Source organism: Paenibacillus sp. RC67 (assembly GCF_030020805.1).
Classification (GTDB): Bacteria; Bacillota; Bacilli; order Paenibacillales; family NBRC-103111; genus Paenibacillus_S.
In genome coordinates this window covers 2,487,158-2,507,983 of record NZ_CP125098.1, presented here as the reverse complement: position 1 = coordinate 2,507,983, position 20,826 = coordinate 2,487,158, and the positions used below count along the sequence as shown (strand labels likewise).

Genomic DNA, 20,826 nt, shown 5'->3' with positions numbered 1-20,826 from the left:
GACCGCCTATAAGGTTTCTAAATAAACGCTGCTTCCTTTGCCTCCTGCTTCAGCAGGCTGAACAACCAACCGGCGAGGAAGTCGTGCCCTAAGCTCAGGCACGTGGCTAATTACACCTACCGTAAGCTTATCGAAATGAAGCTTCTCCAAGGCTACAATTACTGTTTCCAACAAATCTTGATCGAGCGTACCGAATCCTTCGTCGAGGAAAAAGAATTCCAGAGGGTATTGCCCTTTCAATTGAATTTGAGCGGATAATGCCAAAGCCAGTGACAAGGAAGTTAAGAAAGTTTCACCGCCAGATAAAGTGGAAACCGGTCTCTTGACACCTCCATTGGAATCGTCTCGAATGATGAAGCCTCCGGAGGAATCGACTTCGATTGCATATTTTTGACGGGTCAACTGTCCAAGACGTTCGGATGCCACACGGCTAACCTGCATCAGCTGCTCTTCGGCTAAAAATTCGACAAAGGCATTCCCCCGCAATACCGACTGAAGCTTGCTCAGTAGGGTGAGTTCACTTTGCTTGACTAGTCGCCGGGACTCCAGTTCGCTCCATCTATCATGCTTGGCCTGAAGCGATTCCCAATCCCGTTCCGCCTTCGCCTTCGCCTGAAGCGCAGCTTCGTCCTGACGCTTACACTCGGAGAGCTCCGCCTCTAATACTGCCCACTGCTCCTCGGTAATGCTTCTTCCGCCCAACTGTTCAGCTAACTGACCTTCCTGTGTCTTAAGCTGATGTTCCAGCTTGCCATAGTCTTCGACCTCGGCAGTCCATGTGCGTTTGACATCGTCAGCAACGAGTGCAGACATGACTTCTTCAGGTGAGTCAAAGCTGTGAACAGCGGACTGGTGCTTCCACTCTTCCTCTGCCTGTTCCGACTGCTCGACCGCGGTTTGTGCCGCCTTCTGAGCAGCTGCATACGCTTGTGCGGCTTGCTGTCCAGCCGATTGAGCCGTCTCATAATCAAGCTTCGTTTGCTCATTGACTTGTCGTAGTCCATTCAGTTGCTTGGATGAAGCAGTAATCTGAACTTGAACATCTTCATTACCTGCCCATTCCTTAAGTCTTGCAGCTTTCTCTTCAACCAGCAGATGGCTGTTTTTCCGTTCAGTCTTCAGCTGGACACCTTGACGGTCCAGCTCGTTCAACCGCTGCTGAAGCTCACTGATCAACAACAGCTTTTCATCAATAAAGCTCACGCTTTTATCCAACCGCTGGCGAATATCTTCTGCTTGCTGCTGACTCTGCCGCTGCTTCTCTGCAGCGGTCTCGACAAGCTTATAATCGATATCGGTAAATTTCCGTGTCCATGCTTCTGTGAGCTCGTCGACAGTATGCTGGACCTTCTCTGTTTTTTGACGGACTCCGGCTAGAATCGTATGTAATGTATGCTGTTTGGATTGCAGCTCTCCTCCCAAACGATCTATACTGCCTCTTAGCTGCAGAAGCTCCTGTAATCTCTTTTGCAGCTGCTGATATTGTTTATTTCCTTGAAGCAAACCGCTTTCCGCCACACGATAAAGGGATTGCAGCTGCTGCTCTGCTGATGAGAGGTCACTAGACTCAAGGTTATAGACGGTCTCTTGCTGCTCGGATGCCTGTTCCCAAAACCAAGCCTCAATTGCCGCGGCGGCTTCCGCCAATGCCGCATTCGCTTGCAGCTGCGGCAGTACCGGCTTCCACTGCTGAACTACCCCATTCAAGCTCAATCTCAGCTGACTGGCTGCGAGCTGCTGCTGCCTTGCTTGAAGCTGCAGCTGCTCCAAGCGGGTAAGCGCAGCAGCGTTTTCTGAGCCAGCTGCCGCTTCGAGCTCGTGAAGCGAATACAGCTCTGGATGATGCGTTGACCCACACACAGGGCAGGGATCGCCGGATTCGAGTTTAACGGCTAAAGCTGCTGCCATCGCCCTCAACTCGGCTTCACGACCTTGAGCCTTGTATTCTGCAAGCAGCGTAGGGACAGCTTCAATGATGCCAGTCAGCCTTTGCTCCTGACCGCTTGTCGCCGCATAAGTCTCAGATACATCCTGCAGCCAAGCGGCCAAGCCTTGCCCCCACTGGCTTTCTTTGTCATGCAAGGAAGCTTGCTCCTGCTGCATGGCTACCAGTTCCGCCTCATGACGATCACGTTCGACACGCTGCTCTTCAAGCTGACGCCTCCACTGTTCGATCGTCCGCTTCTCCTGCAGCGCCTCTTGCAGCCGCTCCCGTATCTCGCTCGGAACCTCTATCTGCTTAAGCTCCGCCTTCAAGTCGGCTTGTCGCTTCATGGCCTTTTCGCGCAGCTCCTGCTCACGCAAAAGATGCTCCTGCGCTTCGGCAAGCGAGGCTGCCGACTGAGCTTCCTGCGCAGCCAGCTTCGCAAGCACCTCCCGCTGCTGCGCTAGCTCCGCGGCAAGCGCGAGCGCCTGCTGCAGCTTGTCGAGGCGCAGCAGCAGCGGCGCCTCCTGCGCCGCGAGCGCGTCACGCGCGGCGGTATGCGCCGCTTGCACTTGCGCCAGCGCAGCTTGCGCGCTCCGCAGCGCCGCCTCGGCGCCTGCGGCTGCGTCGCGCTCACGCGTGAGCCGCGCCAGCGCCTGCTCGCGCTGCCGCGCGTACGGCTGCGCGAGCTCCGCCTGCGCAGCGCGGGCGAGCTTCGCCTGCAGCGCGAGCACATGCGGCGCGCGGGCCGCATGCTGCGCGTGCTGCTGCCGCGCGGCCGCGAGTGCCTGCTGCAGCTCACGCACGCGGCTCTGCTCCGCGGAGCGCGCCTCGCAGGCGGCAAGCTGCTCGCGCAGCTGTTGAGCAGCCTGCGAAGCCGCTTCAAGCGCAGCCGCCGCGGCATCGAGCGCCGGCTGCGAAGCGTCACCGAGCCCCTGCTGCTCGGCGCTGAGCTCCTTGATCGCCACGTCCGTTTCCTTGAAACGGACTGCGGTTTTGGCACTCAGCTGGTCTCCATAAGGCTCCAAATGGAACAGCCGCTGCAGCATCTGCCTCCTGTCGCTGCCCTTCAAAGCGAGAAACTCAGCGAATTTGCCCTGCGGAAGCACAACCGCTCTCGTGAAGTCCTGCATCGACAAGCCCAAAATGTCCTGAACCTGCAGATTCACTTCCCCCGCTTTATCCGCCAGCACAACGGTCTCACCATCTTTATAATGAATGAGCCTGCTGACTGTATTATTGACCGACACCTCACCGCCCCTTTTGAATTGGCGGTCTACCCTATAGCGCTGTGCGCCGGAGGCATGGCCCAGTTCAAAGGTAAACGATACGGTTAATGTCTGCTCGGCGTGATTCATAATACCCTGAGTCCCGTTAGCCGCCCTTTCGACTTTACCGAATAACGCTAAAGTCATTGCATCCAGAATCGTCGATTTGCCACTTCCCGTTGGCCCGAAGATCCCGAATACGCCAGCATCGCACAACCCTGTGAAATCGATCTCCTGCAGCTCCCGGTAGCTTTGCAATCCAGCCATTTGCAAATAAATCGGCCTCATGCCTTGATTCCCCCTTTCTCCACTTTCCTTAACCCTGAGGAGCTTCCAGCAGCTCCATAAACAGCCTCACCAATTCCCCTTCCGGCTCGGCTCCGCCCGTCTGTCTCGCATAATAACGGCGGAACAGTTCATCCATAGGCATACTCCGCATTGATACGGCTGAAGCGGCTGCCGCTTCCATCTCCGGATAAATCGGACGGATATTAACAATCCCTTCACGGGCTTTACGCAGCGTTTGAATTTGCTCTATTGACATTGCTTCTGTCATATGAATTTCCAAATCGATCCAGGCCCTATCGTCTTTTCCTTCTTCAAGCCATGTATGCACCTGAGTTATCCCATCCTCAGCTCTCCAACGTGTTAACGGACGACCGCTTGTTAAGAACAGCTCTTCCAGCTTCGGCTCTCCGCCTGGCTGTACATCCAGAACCGTCACGGATTTGGCTTGTCCCGCTTCCGAAAAGCTGTAGGCCAGAGGCGATCCGCTATAACGCATCAAGGAAGAAGCCTTAATGGTTTGCGGCCGATGCAGATGACCTAAAGCAACATATTGAGCTCCTACTGCTAATGCCGTCGTATCGACAGTATAGGCGCCACCGACCTGAATCGGCCGCTCCGATTCGCTCTCCGCTCCGCCGAGCACATAAATATGACTCATTAGCAAATTAACTGTATCGTGACGATAATGCTTGGCCTGCTGTGCTGCAATGTATTTGACTCGATCCGAGTAAGCCGCCCGCAGCAGCTCTTCCTCTACATTATCTGATAACAATTCCTTAAGCCTTGATTCCGAAGGATAAGGTAGAGAGAACAAGCAGGCCCGTTCCCCAGTCCGCTTAATATCTATAAGCTCATGCCGGTCTTCAGGCAATCCCGCCAAGAGAACGCCCAGCTTTTGCGCCAGCGGTGCAGCCGCAGCCAATCGGTCCGGGTGATCGTGGTTGCCGGCAATGACGGCTACTGGTCTTTTCCCATTGTCTGCCAATCGCGCCAGCGAGTCATAGAACAATTGCTCTGCTGCTGCTGGAGGATTCACTGAATCATAGACATCCCCTGCAATTAGCACCAGGTCAATGCATTGATCTTCAACGAGACGATGCAGTTCCTCCACAAACGCTTCCTGCTCTTCCAACCGGCTTCTGCCCTCCAACTGGCGGCCAAAATGCCAATCTGCGGTATGCAATATCCGCATCGAACATCCATCCTTTCAGGCTCATTGGTGCTAAGTAGAGTACAGATGCTATCGACATCCTACCGATTTATCAGCAGTGAAGCTCTACAGCTCCAAAATATGAGCCCCATCAAATAAAAAGATATATTTACCCGTCACCGGACGTCTCCAAATTTTCGAAATAGCTTGAGCATACAAATCCAGCTGAAGCTGATAACGCTCCCGCACCGCTTGCAGCGATTTTTCGCCCTGCCCCTTCAAATGGTCTGTCTTATAATCAAGCAGCACTAAACCGTCCTGCTCTTCAAACACACAGTCAATAACCCCTTGCAGCAAAATCGTTTCTTCGGAGGAGGCTTCATCCGTACCGCTGTACACTTCCCTTGCCGGAAGCCCGTAGCTGAAAGGCACTTCCCTGTGTACCGCCTTCGATTGCAAGAGTCGTTTTCCGAGATCGCTATGGAAGAAGGATACGATAACCTCAGCATCGATGACCTCTTTTTGAGCATCGGTTAGCAGCTCTTTACGAACCATTTCAGCCAGGGTTTCCTTGACATCCTCGGCAGTAGGCGAAAAATGAATCGGCATATGCTGCATCACCGAGTGAAATACAGTTCCTCGCTCAGCCGCATTCAGCTTTGATTGCTCCATAAAACGAGGCCGCCTTACAATGGCAGGCCGATAATCCTTCTTCTGGCCTTGATCCATAATAAAGTCGGATTCTCCGGCAGGCGTCTCCTCAGAAAGAAGCTCCAGCAGCTTATGATGCTCGGACAACCTTTTTAATTCCGTTACGGATGTTTTGGAAAGAAGCGAGGATGCCTTCTCAAAATCATAAGACCAGGAAAGTCTATCTTGTATTTGCGATGCAAGCAGATTCTCCGAATCACCATCTCCTGCTACAGGCTCCAGCCTGAACACAGCTTGCTTCCGTTCCTCGGACACTTCATAGACGACGGCCGCTTCTTGTATTGCAGAGAACAGCTCATGGCGCAGCCAATGAACCTGCCATTTGGACGGCTCGTCTACCATAAAATAAGGCATACGGTAAGAGATCCCTGCATAATCCCTCAATTCCTTCCCGTCAGGATGCCGCATCAGTGCAGGACCGATCCAATCCAAATAGCATTTGGCACGGGCAATTGTGTCATCAGGCAATAACGGCTGCTCATGCTCCAACGCCCTTCCCCAGCTTTGGAGCAGCTTGTCCGTCCCTTTTACCGTAGCTAACAAGTACAGCTTTTCTCTGGCACGGGTCAGCGCCACATAGAGTACTCGCATTTCCTCTGCGAGCATCTCCATGCGCATTTTTCTGCGAATGGCAAGCCAAGGTAAAGTAGGGTAACTGATTCTGGCTTCGTTGTCCATCCATTTCGGTCCGAAACCAAGATCCTTATGCACCATAAAAGCGTCCGTCAAATCCCGCTGATTAAACCGTTTCGCCATTCCGGCGACAAACACGACAGGGAACTCCAAGCCTTTACTCTTATGTATGGACATAATGCGAACAACATCTTCCTGCTCACCTAATGCTCTGGCGGTACCCAAATCGCCCCCGCTATCCCTCATCCGCTCAATAAACCGCAGAAAGCGAAACAATCCTCTAAATGATGTAGCTTCATACTGGCGCGCCCGGTCGTATAATGCACGTAAATTCGCCTGACGCTGCTGACCTCCAGGCAGACCTCCTACAAAATCATAGAAACCCGTCTCTCTGTAAATAGCCCAGATCAAATCGGATAGAGACCCTTCTTTTGCCGCTTCTCTCCATGCACGCAGCCTTTTCAAAAACCGCTGTACTTTATTCTTGGCGTCGGATTCATCATCAACAGCTGATGAAGGTATTTCAATTCCCTTACCCATTTCATCCGAATAAGCTGCTGCAACTTCCTTCCAGGCAGCATTTCCCTGCCTATCCTCCGTCAACTGCTGCTCCGGTATACCTGTTTCCTCAGCTTCCTCCGACTCATATTCAGTCTCTTTGTCACTGTCCTTAGAGTAAGCACGGACCGCATCATAAAATGAGGCGTATTTTCCAGTAATCCGAATCTGGGCCAGCTGTTCTGTGGAAAGCTGTACGATAGGCGAACGCAATACGGACGCGAGCGGGATATCTTGATATGGGTTATCTATCAGCTTGAGCAGAGACAACAGGATTTCCACCTCGGTAGCCGAGAAATACCCCGAATTCAGCTCGGCATAAGCTGGAATACCCTGCTGACGGAGCTCCTCAATAAGTACGGGAGACCACTGCTGGGTTGCTCTTAGCAAAATCACCATATCCCGATAGGTAATATTGCGTTTGCCGCTCGTTGATTTATCATACACTTGAAAAGCTTGTTCCCCGTTCGAGCCGAGCAGCTTATGGATTTGAGCTGCAATAGCCCTCGCCTCCAGCTGAACCGTCTCCAGTTCTTTGCCTTCAAGGGCCGGATCAGCCGCTTCGACGTTTCCTGCGCTCTCCTCCGTGTTAGCTCCATCTTGATGTGCTATTTCTAGATCTTCAGCCCCATTGCCGCTTTCTACATCCGACCGATCTATCAAAATCAGCTCCGCAGCTTCTGAGCCATTGATCGCTGTATTCCATTCCGGATAATAGGAAGCCCCGTATTTGAGCTCTGCCTTTTCATCGTAGGCGATTTCTCCTACCGTCTCGCCCATCAGCTGCTTGAATATATAGTTAACTCCGTGAACGACAGACAACCGGCTGCGGAAGTTTTGAGCCAGATCAATCCGCTGTCCCGGTTCCGTGCCTTTGTTTTGGTAGCTCTTATATTTTTCTAAAAATAGTCCTGGCTCCGCCAGACGAAACCGATAGATGCTTTGCTTCACATCGCCAACCATAAATCGGTTGCCCGGTGCTGTCCGCGATATTAAAGCAACGATCGATTCCTGCACCCGGTTCGTATCCTGATATTCATCCAAGAGCACTTCAACGTAATGCTCTTGATAGCTAAGTGCAGCCTGTGATGGAGCTAGCTGCCCATTCTCACTGTCGTCCTCTGACAAAATTTGAAGGCAATAATGCTCCAAATCACCGAAATCAACAAGCCCTTTGGCCTTTTTGGCCTTTTGATACCGCCGACCGAACTCTATGACGAGCTCAATTAGAGTTTTCATCAAAGGAGCCATGACACGCAGTTCTTCATCATACTGCTCTGGCGTACGGCCAAACAGCTCCTCTCCTATTCCAGACAGCTGATCCTTGGCCCGGTTTCTGAGATCCTTTACTTGCTCCTGAAGCTCTTTATCATATTGATCTCCCTTGCAAGGTTTAAGCTTTCCGAAAGCCGTACCTTGGAAGGAGTCATATAAATGCTCCCACGAATAAGCAGCTACCTCCTGCAAGTAAGTAACGGCTTCAAGATCCTCTTTCAGATTGTACAAATAAGGAGAAGGACCGCCAGGCTGCTCAGCCACATGGACGGCTTCTCTCAGCACGGAAGCGACTCCTTCAAGTTCCAACCGTACCGAAGCAAGCAGACTTGGCAGCCAAGGATTAGGCGTTCCTTCGGCTCTTTCGAACATACCAGCCATTTCTTTAAGCCATTGTGATGGCTTGGGATGACTCCGAGATTCATCGTACAGACGCTGTACAAGCCGATACAACGAATCATCGCTCTTATCTCCGCTGAACCATTCTGCCAGCCTCCAAAAATCGCCTTCCTCCGTAGCAGCCTCGTATTGCTCCTCAAACAGCTCTTCGATTAGATCCTGTCTCATCAATTCGCTTTCCGTTTCATTGGCGATGCGAAACCCGGGATCGAGTGCGATTTTCTGATAATGGGTTTGAATCACTTCCAAGCAGAAAGAATGAAGCGTTGTGATGGAGGCTCTCCCGATCAGAGCCAGCTGTTTGCGTACATGATCCGACTCCGGATGGCGTTCCAATGTTTTTTCAAGCGCTTCGCTGATTCTATGCCTCATTTCCGCAGCAGCCGCATTCGTGAACGTAGCTACGAGCAACCTATCCACATCGACAGGATCCTGCTCATCGGAGATCCGACGAATAATTCGCTCTACCAAGACAGCCGTTTTACCGGATCCGGCTGCAGCAGCGACGAGCATATCATGACCATGGATCGAGATCGCGTCCCACTGATCATCCGTCCATGTTGCTCCTTCCGGTTTAGGTATCTTGTTGATCATTCGTCTTACCTCCTGTTGGATTGTTCAGCTCATCAGTTTGCAGCAAATCTACGTCAGATGTACTCTCATCGATGAACTCTATGGATAAAGCATCCTGCTTCTTACTAGCTCTTGCCGAGCGGAAAGGGACCACCTGCGGCGAAGATTCAGGAGCTTCCGTCCGTTCCTTCATCATGTCCAAGGCGCGGTCTTTGCCCAACGGCGTAAGCAGCCGATGTCCGTTCGCCTCAAACTGCGTATCGAACTGGCAGACCGGTTTAAATGAACAGAATGTACAGGCTACCTCGGCTCCCATCCGGTAAGGCTGAATCCCGACGTCGCCTCCTGTCATGGAAGACCCGATTTCCTTGATCGTCTTACGAACGTAATTGCGCATAACCGTCCACTGGGCATCGTCTGCAACCGAAGATGATTTGTAGAAGCTTCCGTCATTCTTGAGCGCAACCGGAATCAGCTGCGAATGTCCGCTCGAAGTGGCCAAGGCGTCGTCCATCAGTCGAGCGGTTTCTGCATCTGCACGAATAAGACCTCTCATTTTGAACTTCTTGCGTATCTCTTCCTCCGCTTTTTCTACCGAAATCCGGTTTTGTGTCTGAAGGAGTGGATTATGCACGTGGAAATACAGCACTCCTGCCGGCTTGGCATCTGTACCTAGCCATGCTTTGGCATGTGTCATAATTACGTCGAGATAGGTGAGCATCTGAAGCGACAAGCCGTAATAAACCTCCGATAAATGGAGAGCCGTCGCACTTGATTTATAGTCAATAACACGCAGCAGCGTGCCTTGTTCTGTATCCGCCCGATCCACCCGGTCAATCCGGCCCCTTACGTCCATTCTGATGCCATTATCCAGCAAATAGGAAAGTGGAGGAATCTCCTGATCCGAGCCAAACCCAATTTCGAGACCTATCGGCTCGAATAGACCATACTTTGCATGCTGACCTAGCATCATAGCCGAACGACCGATAATTTGCTTCAGCTTACGGGCAATATAGTGATTTCGTTGGGAACTGAACAATATCTCGCTCTGTAACCGGGGCGCCAGCAAATCGACGACACTATCGGCTTTGACCATGCATTCATCCGCCGTTAGACTTCCCCAGTCACCGCCATCTTGAGCGACCTGCTCAGCAAACAAGCTGAGCGCCGCATGGAACAGCTGGCCTATATCCGGCGCTTGAAGTCTATATATTCGTCTTTCCTGCAGCCGTAAACCATGAGATGCAAACTGTGAGAATGGACAAGCGACAAACCGCTCCATTCTGGAAACGCTGGTAAGTACATGTTCACCGTACAATAGTCTGCTCGTGGTAAGACTAAGCGGTTTAGCTTCGTTCGTATATTGAAGCGATCTCAAGGTTAACCCTAAACGCGCACCCCAACCCGGCTGACGTACAAACCAATTGTAGACCGACCACCAGACCTCCGATATCGGCTCCCCTTTCATCCACTGTTTCAGCTGGACGACAAGGTAGGATAGGGCATTACCTGGACTCGCTACATAACCAAGTTGTTCGGTCAAACTCATCCCCATTATGGGCTCACTCATCAAGAGCCGTTCTTTCACTCCCGGGAACATTCGCTTCGTATGTCGGATGATTTCCGAAGGAAGCAGCATCTTGCCTTCCTCGTCAGCCAGAGGATAACTGAGCCACAAACATTGGGAAGGCGTACTAAATGAGCAATAAATAAGGAACTGCTCATCCAGCAGCTTTCTGCGGCTCCCTTCCGCCATTGGAAGTCCAAGTCCTGTCAGCTTCTCCCTCTCCGGTTCGCTCAGAACACTGTCCTCTTTCATCTTAGATGGAATGACACCCTCGTTCACGCCCAGCACAAAGACATGCTTGACGTTCCCTGTCCGGGTCCGGTCCATACTCCCGATCAGAACCTGATCCAGTGAAGGCGGGACTAAGCCGAGCTTAATACTTTCCATTCCCGTTTCCAGGAGACCAGCAAAAGTATCCGTCGATGCTTCCTCATCTCCAAGCAGCTCGACCAATTGATCGAACATATCGATAATCCGATCCCATACTTGAGCGTGCTCACGGGCTTTTTCAGGCTTGCCGTCGCGAATCGCTTTCGAACTCCAGCTTTCCAACCTTTGTGGAACTTGAAGCTCCACCAGCAGTTCATATAGCGCCTTGACTTGCTCTTGAACCGTCCGACTACGCTTCATTCGCTCTTGAAAAGTATACAGTGGCTCGACGACCCTACTGCGGCAAGCATTCATTTTATTTAAAAAAGCAGTCTCCGTTTCGCTTGCAGACGTATCCGGCTGCTCTAGACTCGAACGCATCGAATAGGTCCACGGCCTACCGTCAAACCATCTTGCCCCTTGGATCCCAAAAGCAAGCACATAGTTTTCCAGCTGATCCATAGCATGGCGGTCCAGCTTGGTCTCCATTTCGCTATAATCGATGGGTAGAAAAAAGTCTGTTTTAACACAGCGAAACACTGCATCGTACTTCCAATAATGTAGTATCACCTCTAGTGACGAGCGGATCAGCTCGACCAAAGGATGGTGCATAACCGTCCTTTTTTGATCAAAAAAATACGGAATACCGAAATCGGTGAATGTTGAAGACAGCAGGTCACCATATACCTCGGCGTTCCTCACGGTTACCGTTATATCCCGAAAACGAACCTGCTCCTCTCGGACAAGGTGCAAAATATGACGGGCAGCTCCTTCAACCTCCGCTCTCCGGTTCACTGCTGCGGTAAGCCGAACCCCTTCCAGCTCCCCCTTCTGTTGACTAGGGAAAGGCTTCTTAACCCTTTGTTCAAAGGATCTCTCCATATAAGCCAGCATTGGACTCTTATGAAAACGAATCGGCGGATTATCGTTCAACACAACCGTTTCCTTGATTGGAATCTGAAGATTGTCCATCCTCTCGAGCATTTGAAGCATAGTTCTGGCTGTCGGATGAAATAAATCAAGCTCATGAGGCTTCTCTCCCAGCCGGTATTCCCGGTCTAAGCAAAGTGTCATCGTCACATCACTGCAAACAGCGGCCAAGCTTTCAATAACTGCAAATTCCTGTGGGGTGAATCCGTGAAAGCCATCAATATAGCACTCTGCACCGCGGACATAATCCGATTGCGATAGCTGTGTCGCGAGTAGTGTCAGATAATCCTCTCCGTCCAAATAGGCACGGGACAGCTCGTGCTCGAATTCTCCGTATATCACCTGAAGATCGTTTAGCTTCTCTTTTATTGACAACGACTGTGACTGCACGGGCGAACTTTCCACAAATTGGGATAAACCTTCGGCCGTGACGCAGTAGCGTTTAAATTCTTTAAACAAATCATTTATTTTCTCGATGAAGCCCATTTGATCCGCTGTTGCGGAAAACAGCTTCAATCGATCTTTTTGTTTATGTATTATTTTATGTAAAAGCAGCTTCTTGCCCGTCTCATCTATAGGCAATCGCGCTGTTCCTCCCGCTTCCTGCATCACGCGCCATGCCAGCCTGCGAAAGCTTAACACTTGTGCACGAAGCGTACCCCCTAGCTCAGGAGTAGACACCAACGCATATTCTGCCTGAAACGTAGCTTGCTCCGGAACAAGCAGGATAATCGGTCTTCCGCTCGGCGACTCTATCAGCTTATCTTTTATATTACGCAAACAATATTCGCTTTTTCCGCTGCCGGATCTCCCCAACACAAAACGGATCGCCATGCCGCTTCCTCCTCTATGAACAAAGACCTAACTGCTCTTTTGTAAAATAACTCCCTAACTCTATTATTCTACCAAAAAATAAGGATTAAAGGGAAAGGGATGTTTTGGATTAGTATAACATAATAGTTCTAACAAGAACATTTGTTCCGATAACTTCAAACTGCAGAAGATAGCCCAATACGAGTCAAAATGTTCTCTAAAAACTTCAATCGTAGCGTTTATTAAGATTCAACTAATACAAAAAACCGGACGCTCTGCAGCTCTCCGGCTCTCTATACTCAGTTCCAATGAAATTTAACGCAAATACTTATTCAATGGCTCGCTGCCTGCTTCCTGAATGCATTCCACGACCAACTTGGCCATTTCCACGCCGCCATATTGGCTAAAATGAGTGTTGTCCTGAACGCCTTCTGGCAAATTAGGCAAAGCTCCAGGATCAGCCCACATAAAGATGGCTTTGGTAGCTTCTTCACCCAGATTATCGAACAAACGTTTGCTTTTGGCTGCCAGATCCAGAAACGGTACACCTTCCTGTTCCGCAAGCTGCCGCATCGCTTCTATGTACTCTCCGTGAGTGTTTTTAATGCAGTGCTGCTCATCAAAGAACCGTCTGTGCATTGGGGCTACCAATACGGGATAGGCCCCCCGTTGACGGGCACCGTCGATGTATTCCTTCAAATATTGCTGATATGATGTGAACGGCTCGGTTCCTCCGTCGTTATCTTTCTCGTCGTTGTGCGCGAATTGAATGAACAAATAATCAGAAGCCTTCATTTTGTTCCAGATGTTGTTCAACCGATTCTCCTTAATAAAGCTCTTCGAGCTTCTTCCAGAGCGGGCATGGTTCAATATTGCTATATCAGGACCTAGAAACTTGCCTAGCATCTGTCCCCAACCAGCATAGGGATATTGACCGGACGGCTGATCCGTAACCGTAGAGTCACCAGCCAAAAATAGCGTAGGGAGATGCGGTGCACGTTCGATTTCGATAGCTCTTACACTTGGCGCTTCCCCCGAAAATGCTAGCTTCAGCTGACCATCTTCAACAAATACAGCAAAGGCAAGCCGAGCCGTCTGCCCTGCTTCCATACGAATGTTATCCAGCATAAGTCTGCCGAGTCCAGCCTTGACCGTGGTTACAGAGGCTGCTTCTGAATTACCTACAGTGACGGACACCTTGTAGGCTCCGTACGGCACATCCACTAACAACGTTGGCACCGGCTTGTCAAAGTAATCTCCCGGCCAGGAGTCACGCAGATCCTCATTTTTTGATGGCTTAACCGATCTGGCGTAACCATAGCCTCGTGAACAAGCATAAGCAGTGGATTCATCGATCAGAATCGAATTAGGGCTGGTCTCATCCTCAATGAGCGTAAATTGATAGTTAACCTTCATCTCCAAGTCCCTCCTGTAATAGCTTGTTTTTGCGTTAGACTGCTCTGTTCCTCTCATAGCATCATACCATGACAACCGCTTTCCGGATACGTTACGGACGCTAATGAATAGCTCTATGGGTTACAGTACAAACTATCTTCATTATTGACTGGTAATGTTATACAAGAATGAGCACATATCCCTCACGATACAGGAGATGAATGACATGGTCCGCTGGAAGAAAATGAAAAAATACTTCATAGCGGATTTGGAGGCCGACCCTAATCGTTTTTCCTTAGGCCATTGGGGAGACCAGAATCAGTCTGAGGAGGTTACTCCTCTGGGAAGCTCGGAGGCTAAAACAACAAGTATGCCGCAGCTGGACGATCTGGTGAAAGACTACGGACTTCTGTCAACCCAACTGAGCGTTAATATGGAGTGGTTTAAGCAGCATTTCTCTTATCCTCAGAACCACGGACTCATCGTGCGTCAGTTTCTGATTGGACACTCTACCTTACTTGGGGCTGCTATTTATTTAGAAGGCCAGGTAGATTGGGAGCATTTGAACCGGACAACACTCCTACCCTTGATGACTATGCACCTGCCAGAAGACACTTGGATGAACGCTGAAACCATCATGGGCGAAATCATAACGGAATGTCAGGTCTCTTCCACTGACTTGCTTCGAACGATTGTGAACGATATTTTGAAGGGCTCAGCCGCAATTTTCGTAGATGGAATGGACGAGGCCGTAATAGTACAAGTCCAGGGCTGGGAGAAAAAAGCCATTGATGCCCCGAGAACCGAGACAGTCGTACGTGGTTCCAACGAAGGCTTTACAGAGGATATTGAAACTAACGTCTCGATGATCCGAAGGCGGCTGCGCACACCGGACCTCATGGTCGAATGGGGCAGGGTGGGCACGATATCGCGAACCGAGATTGCCATGATCTATTTAAAATCGATCGCTAATGAAGAGATTGTCTCTGAAACCCGAAAGCGTATTGCCGCTATCCAGTATGATTACATCGGCGATAGCGGGATGATTGAACAATTCATTGAAGATCATCCCAATGCTATTTATCCCAATGTTCTAGGGACGGAGCGCCCCGATCGGGTAGCAGCCCATATTTCCGAAGGCTATGTGGGCATTATTGTTGACAACTCACCCTTTGCATTAATAGTCCCAGCGCACTTCCCTCTTTTCCTGCAGACAGCGGAGGATGCAAATCTAAGGTGGCCTTACAGCACCTTTCTGCGCATAATTCGTACTATCGGCTTCTTTATCTCGTTGTATTTACCGGCCATCTATGTCGGTGTCGCCAATTTCCATCAGGAAATGATTCCAACGCCATTAATTGTAGCCATTGCAGGAACACGGGAAACAGTCCCGATTCCTGTAGCGGCAGAAGCTTTTATGCTGGAATCGATGTTCGAGCTGATACGTGAAGCAGGAGTTCGGATACCGAGTGTCATCGGACCTACCATCGGTATCGTGGGGGCCCTGATTCTCGGGCAAGCTGCAGTTCAAGCCAATATCGTAAGTCCCATTGTCGTTATTATCACGGCAACAACCGCTCTGGCATCCTATACGATTCCTAACTACAACATGCAGTTTGCCGCACGTATTCTCCGCTTTGTTTATTTGCTTGCCGCATCCTTTCTCGGTTTGGTTGGAGTCGTACTTCTATCCATGATGCTGTTATCCTTCAGGGTAGGTAGCAGCTCGTTCGGCGTGCCAATTCTTGCACCTATTACGCCGCATCGTCAGAGCAATGACACCATGGTTAGAGGAGCATTGCGAAATCAAAGGCTCCGTCCTTTCTCTATCCGTCCCAAAATTATCAACAAAATACCAACGAATACAAATAATCCGCAAAAGGAGGAAAAACCGTGAGACAGCATCACATCGGTGTACGCGAAGTGACATCGATCGGGATTATTTTTATCATAACCAAAATCTTCCTGCCGTTTCCTAGGTCGATGACTGAACTCGGCGGAACTGCCGCGTGGATGATTGTTCTCATTGCCATGCTGCTTTGTCCCTTATCCTGGCTTGGGATACGTGGTGTCATCAAGAACAGCAAGCAGGGCTCATCCCTTATTACGGGTACAGAAGAAATCATGGGACCTTATGTGGGCACCCTAATTAATTTAAGTTACTTCATCTTCTTTTTCATGATCACCTTTATCGTACTTAGAGAATTTTCGGAGATTTTGGCGACCGATATTTTGATCAAAACACCACTTACCGTCATCCTCGTGTCGCTTCTACTCCCTGTATCCGTTGTGGCCCACTCTGGGATTGAAGCATTAGGACGCATATCCTGGTTATTTCTCGGGTTAATCCTATCGAGTCTGTTGGTCCTGCTTATTGGCGGACTATACACCCATGCGGAATCGGATGCCTTAGCTCCCCTATGGGGAAACGGTAAATCGATCATCCTGAGTTCCGGCATTATCAAAACCTCTTTATTCTCCGAGATGCTTGTCTTCGGATTTCTGCTGCCACTCATGCGTAAAGAGCAAGAATGGGGACGCGCGGGGTGGTGGTGTATGGGCGTCTCTTCTTTAATTTTGCTAAGTACGGTCATAGTTTGTCTATTTGTATTTCCATATCCAACCATTTCCAGAATTAATACACCGGTATTCGAAATTAGCAGGATCATTATATCGGGACGTTGGATCCAACGGGTGGAAATCATTTTTCTGGTCGTTTGGCTGCTGTGTACTGTAATTAAACTCGCGGTAGGAATGTATTGCAGCGCGACTACTTTATCGCAAATTTTGCATCTGCCCAAGCATCGGCTGCTTGTATTTCCTCTAGCCATTTTAGTGTACAGCTTCTCGATTCTACCAGAAAGCGAGATGGAGGCGATAGCTTTGGATCGAGATATTTTGCGGAATTACGGTTCTATCTTTTCCATTTGCTTGCCTATTTTAACATGGCTCGTGGGGATGTACAGGCAGAGAGGGAAAAAGTCGTGAGAAGCTTTTGGCGGGGAATTAAAACTTCACTGGTATTCGTCTTGTTAGTGCCGTTGTTGTCCGGCTGCTGGGATCGGCTGGATCCCGAGAATATGGCCTTCATTGTTGCAATTGGCGTTGACCCTGGACCCCAAAATGATTACCTATTCACCTTCGCGATTGCTGCACCGAAGTCCATTAATGTCTCCTCTGGAGGAGGGGGACAAAGCTCGGGAGGCAGTGAAAAGAAGATCCTTTCCCTTTACACGGTGGAAAGCGCGAACATTGCTACAGCCATCCAAACAAGCCAAAGCTTTATCGCCCGTAAGCTCACCCTTATCCACTCGAAGGTATTTATATTTGGTGAAACGATAGCTCGTAAAGGAATTATGCCGATCCTAAGCGAGGTTGTGCGTAATCGTGAATTTAGAAGAACCATGTACGTTCTGACTAGCCATGGAAAAGCAGAAACTTTTATCAAAAATATCATGCCCACAACGGAAACGGATATCAGCTTATGGTTCGAGCTGGAGTTGGATCCGAATGATATGGGATCTGTGATCCCGCGCAATCCCCGGTTTCACGACTTTATTATGGATATTGAGAATGTCGGGAGTGGTGCGATTACCATTCAAACCGCTCCTCGTATTGATGTTCGACAGAATAAGGCAGGCTTTCCAGAACCCGTTGGGACATCCGGCTCAGAAGCTTCTCAGCCCTTTTCCGGTAATCAAAACGCAGGTAAAATCCACAGAGCGGGAGAAACGCCCGTTGAATTTTTTGGCACTGCTGTGTACAAGAGCAGCAAACTTGCTGGCTTTCTCAAAGGCTCCGAAACGCGTATTCTGAATATGCTGCGCGGCGACTTTTTGAAGACAAGTTGGGATTTCTCTGATCCCGCAGACACCAAACTGAATCTTACCATCGATATGAAAGCTCAAAGGCAAATCAAGATGAAGGTCACCCGAACAAACGATTCAGTTAAGGTATCCTTTCATGCCTCTATGGAAGGAGACTTAATAAGTGTTCAAACGAATGTAGACTACACGAAACCGGAAAATGAAAAAAAACTTGAAAAAAGTATCGAGAAGCAAATCAGGGAGCAATCCATCGAGCTGCTCCGTAAGACACTCCATGAATGGCAAACGGATTGTTATCATATCAATAACCGCGTCAAAACAACCTTTTCTACACAAAAAGAGTGGGATGAGTTTCAATGGGACAAGCGAATAAAAGATATCGAATTCGATGTAGACATCAACTTTAAAATGCGTCGTTACGGAGACCAAGTCGGTCCTGCTATGGAAGGAGATGAGATCCAATGATCGTGCAAACCTTCAAATTGTTCCTTCTGTGCGTTATATCCCTCTGGGGCTGCGTATATGTCGGCAGTCTCGCTCCCAAGTTATGGAGACAAAAAAACTATCGCGGGGCTATTGGAGTGGGGATGATGGCTTGCCTAACTCTCGTGATGCCAACATTAATTACGCTATATATCAATAATCGGTAAATACGATGTGAACGGAGAGTTTCGTGGACCCCTTATATTTGAAGGTCAAACAAAAAACTCCCTCTCGCTGAAGCTTGATAGCTTCTAGCTGTAAGGAGTTCGTCCTGTAGGAGACTATTCTGTCATCCATACTGTTTTGTCAGTCACCGGCTTTCTTTTGCCTGACATCTGCTGCATATCAGGGTAACCGACATAGATCAAGCCGACTACTGCTTCCGATTCAGTCAAGCCGAACGCTTGCTTCATTCTTGGATGATAGGCAGGCTCACCTGAACGCCATATAGCGCCAAGACCCAGAGCATGTGCGGTCAATAGCATATTCTGGACGGCGGAATGCGCTGCGGCAAATTCCTCCATTCGATTCACGTTCGGTGCTGTAGACGGTGAAACAGCTACAGCGATGACCACTGGCGCGCGGAAGGCTTTATCACCCGCCTTACGTCTCAACGTCTGCAGCTCTTCATAAACTGCATTTGGGGCTGCCTCCGCCGCAATATCGGCATAAGCATCTGCCAGAGCTTGTCTACCGCCCCCCGTCATGACGAAGAGGCGCCACGGTTCTGTGGCATGATGACTAGGTGCCCAATTCGCTGCTTCCAACAGCGTCTCAATTAATGAAATATCTACAGGGTCCTGCTTCACTCTTCCTACACTTCTACGGTCTTTAATAGCCTCCCATAAAGGCATTTCTATATTGATCAATTGAGTCATTTGTCGACTACCACCTTTTCTTAGCCATTGCTTTCTAATCTAACATTTGAGAATAATTATCATTACCATTATAAGTTCAGCACACTGTAATTTCAAGCCCATTTGCTTGCACAAGCATCCCGTACCCTTAAAAAGCAAAAAAAGCCGCAGTTGGCTTGCTTACCGCTTATGAAGAACTAGAGGAATGGATAAATTCAATATGGGACCGGAAGGTAGGCTATCGTAAGCTTCGAGTCAATGTAAAAATTCATAACCTAACCTTAATAAAAAACAGCGGCTGTCTAGGAATTTTTATTATTTCCCAGTTCGCCGCTGTTTCATTATTTGGGTTAGTCTATCCCCATTATTTACTTCTAACTTCAAAAATCGCAAATTTAAGGTAATGCCCTTCATCCACACCTAGGATACGAGGATGATCCTTGCCCGCAGCCCGAAATTCGATTAACCGCAATATTTTTTTGGCGTCGATTGCCGCAGCGTGGATGGTCTCCAAAAACAGCTCCGGTTTCATGTGGTACGAGCAGCTGGCTGTAACTAGATAACCACCTTCATTGACCAGCTTCATTCCATGGAGGTTAATGTCCTTATAGCCTCTGCAAGCCCCTTCTACTGCGCTTCTCGTTTTGGCGAACGCCGGAGGATCAAGAATAACGACATCCCATGTTTTGCTTTTGGCTTGAAGCGGCTGAGAGGTGTCCACCTTCTTCTTGTCCGCCTGTCCACGTTCTAATCGCTGATCTTGGCCCCTGACCTGCTCGCGCAAGTATTCGAAAGCATCAGCGACAACAAATTCTACTCGATCCTCGAAGCCGTTCAGCTTCACATTCGTCCTCGCACTTTCAATAGCGTGCTCGGATATATCCAGGCAAGTAACTTTCTTTGCACCGTATTTGCACGCATTCAGCGTAAAGCTTCCTGTGTGGGAAAAGCATTCCAGCACCGTCGCGCCATCCCATAACGGAAAAGTTACCTGCTTGCCATTGGCATTGAAAGGTGCTTTAATACCTTGGGTTGTACCGTCTTCTGTCACGACCTCTTTCAGCTCGATCCCGCTTCGTTTACCCCAACCTAGCATCAGTGGAGCAATGGCTGCACGGTTTTCACGCTGATCAAAGAAATAACCGGTTTTCTGGCCCTGCATAATATCGATATCCATCAGCAATCCGTTCTCTGTTATGCGAACATGCTGCGTGCATTCTCCATACAACAGCCCGGTGCGCTGCTCTAAGCCTTCCAATTCGCGTACAGATACGTCACTGCGCTCGTAAATTCCGGAGGGGCGCATCACCTCTACTAACGCGGATACAATAGACTCACGAACGCGGTCCATGCCGAGCGTCAATATTTGAACGACTAAACTATTCTCGAAACGATCTACAATCAAGCCAGGCAAAAAGTCCGCCTCGCCGTAAACAAGTCTATAGGATCTCGCATCCTGCAGAAATCTCTCTCTATGCTCTAAGCAGCGTTGAAACCGCTCCACGAAAAAGTCATGCGTCATTTCCGCCAGCGGCTCATAGGAGACAACTCTCACGACGATCTGAGAAGCGGGATTCCAATAGCCTGTCGCCGCATATTGCCCCAAATGGTTATATACTTCTACTAGCTGACCTGGCTCTGCCTCACCCTCGAGTCGTTCTACTTCTGTTTTGAAAATCCACGGATGACCTGCTTCCAACCGTTTCTTTCTTTTCTTGTTTAATATTATCGATGCCAATGTAGCCGTTCCTCCCAAAATGCGCTGTGAAGCAAGCCATAGCTTACTGCCTAAACACTATTTATTTT

11 protein-coding genes are annotated in these 20,826 nt (G+C 49.4%); 4 read left to right on the top strand and 7 right to left on the bottom strand.

Annotated features, from left to right (window positions below):
- Positions 1-6: 6 nt before the first annotated feature.
- The 5 genes from QMA13_RS11275 to QMA13_RS11255 all read right to left on the bottom strand — a co-directional run bounded on the left by QMA13_RS11275 (position 7) and on the right by QMA13_RS11255 (position 13,874).
- Positions 7-3,480, bottom strand: a complete 3,474-nt coding sequence (locus QMA13_RS11275; RefSeq protein WP_282941461.1) for an AAA family ATPase — start codon at positions 3,478-3,480, stop codon at positions 7-9.
- Between the two features lie 28 nt (positions 3,481-3,508).
- Entirely contained in the window at positions 3,509-4,672 is a 1,164-nt protein-coding gene (locus tag QMA13_RS11270) for an exonuclease SbcCD subunit D (protein ID WP_282941460.1), read from the bottom strand.
- An 84-nt stretch (positions 4,673-4,756) separates the two neighbouring features.
- On the bottom strand, positions 4,757-8,800 hold the full coding sequence (addA, locus tag QMA13_RS11265) for a helicase-exonuclease AddAB subunit AddA (protein ID WP_282941459.1): 4,044 nt from the start codon (positions 8,798-8,800) through the stop codon (positions 4,757-4,759).
- A complete protein-coding gene (gene addB, locus QMA13_RS11260) occupies positions 8,781-12,479 on the bottom strand; it encodes a helicase-exonuclease AddAB subunit AddB (protein ID WP_282941458.1) in 3,699 nt (1,232 codons plus the stop codon). Before addB ends, addA begins: the two co-directional genes overlap by 20 nt.
- Before the next feature lie 294 nt (positions 12,480-12,773).
- The gene (locus QMA13_RS11255; protein ID WP_282941457.1) at positions 12,774-13,874 is read right to left on the bottom strand and encodes a rhamnogalacturonan acetylesterase; all 1,101 of its coding nucleotides are present in this window, start codon (positions 13,872-13,874) and stop codon (positions 12,774-12,776) included.
- A gap of 205 nt (positions 13,875-14,079) precedes the next feature.
- On the opposite strand from QMA13_RS11255, the gene QMA13_RS11250 reads away from it, so the two are divergent.
- Genes QMA13_RS11250 through QMA13_RS11235 form a run of 4 tightly spaced genes read left to right on the top strand, consistent with a single transcriptional unit; the run spans position 14,080 to position 18,330 of the window.
- Positions 14,080-15,750: a spore germination protein gene (locus QMA13_RS11250; RefSeq protein ID WP_282941456.1), complete on the top strand. Its 1,671-nt coding sequence runs from the start codon at positions 14,080-14,082 to the stop codon at positions 15,748-15,750.
- Positions 15,747-16,841, top strand: a complete 1,095-nt coding sequence (locus QMA13_RS11245) for a GerAB/ArcD/ProY family transporter (RefSeq protein WP_282941455.1) — start codon at positions 15,747-15,749, stop codon at positions 16,839-16,841. The genes QMA13_RS11250 and QMA13_RS11245 overlap by 4 nt, the downstream gene beginning before the upstream one ends.
- Positions 16,838-18,145: a Ger(x)C family spore germination protein gene (locus tag QMA13_RS11240; RefSeq protein WP_282941454.1), complete on the top strand. Its 1,308-nt coding sequence runs from the start codon at positions 16,838-16,840 to the stop codon at positions 18,143-18,145. Before QMA13_RS11245 ends, QMA13_RS11240 begins: the two co-directional genes overlap by 4 nt.
- Positions 18,142-18,330 (top strand): hypothetical protein, encoded by a 189-nt coding sequence (locus QMA13_RS11235; protein WP_282941453.1) that lies wholly within the window; start codon positions 18,142-18,144, stop codon positions 18,328-18,330. Before QMA13_RS11240 ends, QMA13_RS11235 begins: the two co-directional genes overlap by 4 nt.
- A 114-nt stretch (positions 18,331-18,444) precedes the next feature.
- Here QMA13_RS11235 and QMA13_RS11230 read toward each other — a convergent pair whose 3' ends face one another.
- On the bottom strand, positions 18,445-19,041 hold the full coding sequence (locus QMA13_RS11230) for a nitroreductase family protein (protein ID WP_282941452.1): 597 nt from the start codon (positions 19,039-19,041) through the stop codon (positions 18,445-18,447).
- A gap of 343 nt (positions 19,042-19,384) precedes the next feature.
- On the bottom strand, positions 19,385-20,758 hold the full coding sequence (locus QMA13_RS11225; protein ID WP_282941451.1) for a class I SAM-dependent rRNA methyltransferase: 1,374 nt from the start codon (positions 20,756-20,758) through the stop codon (positions 19,385-19,387).
- Between the last annotated feature and the right edge of the window lie 68 nt (positions 20,759-20,826).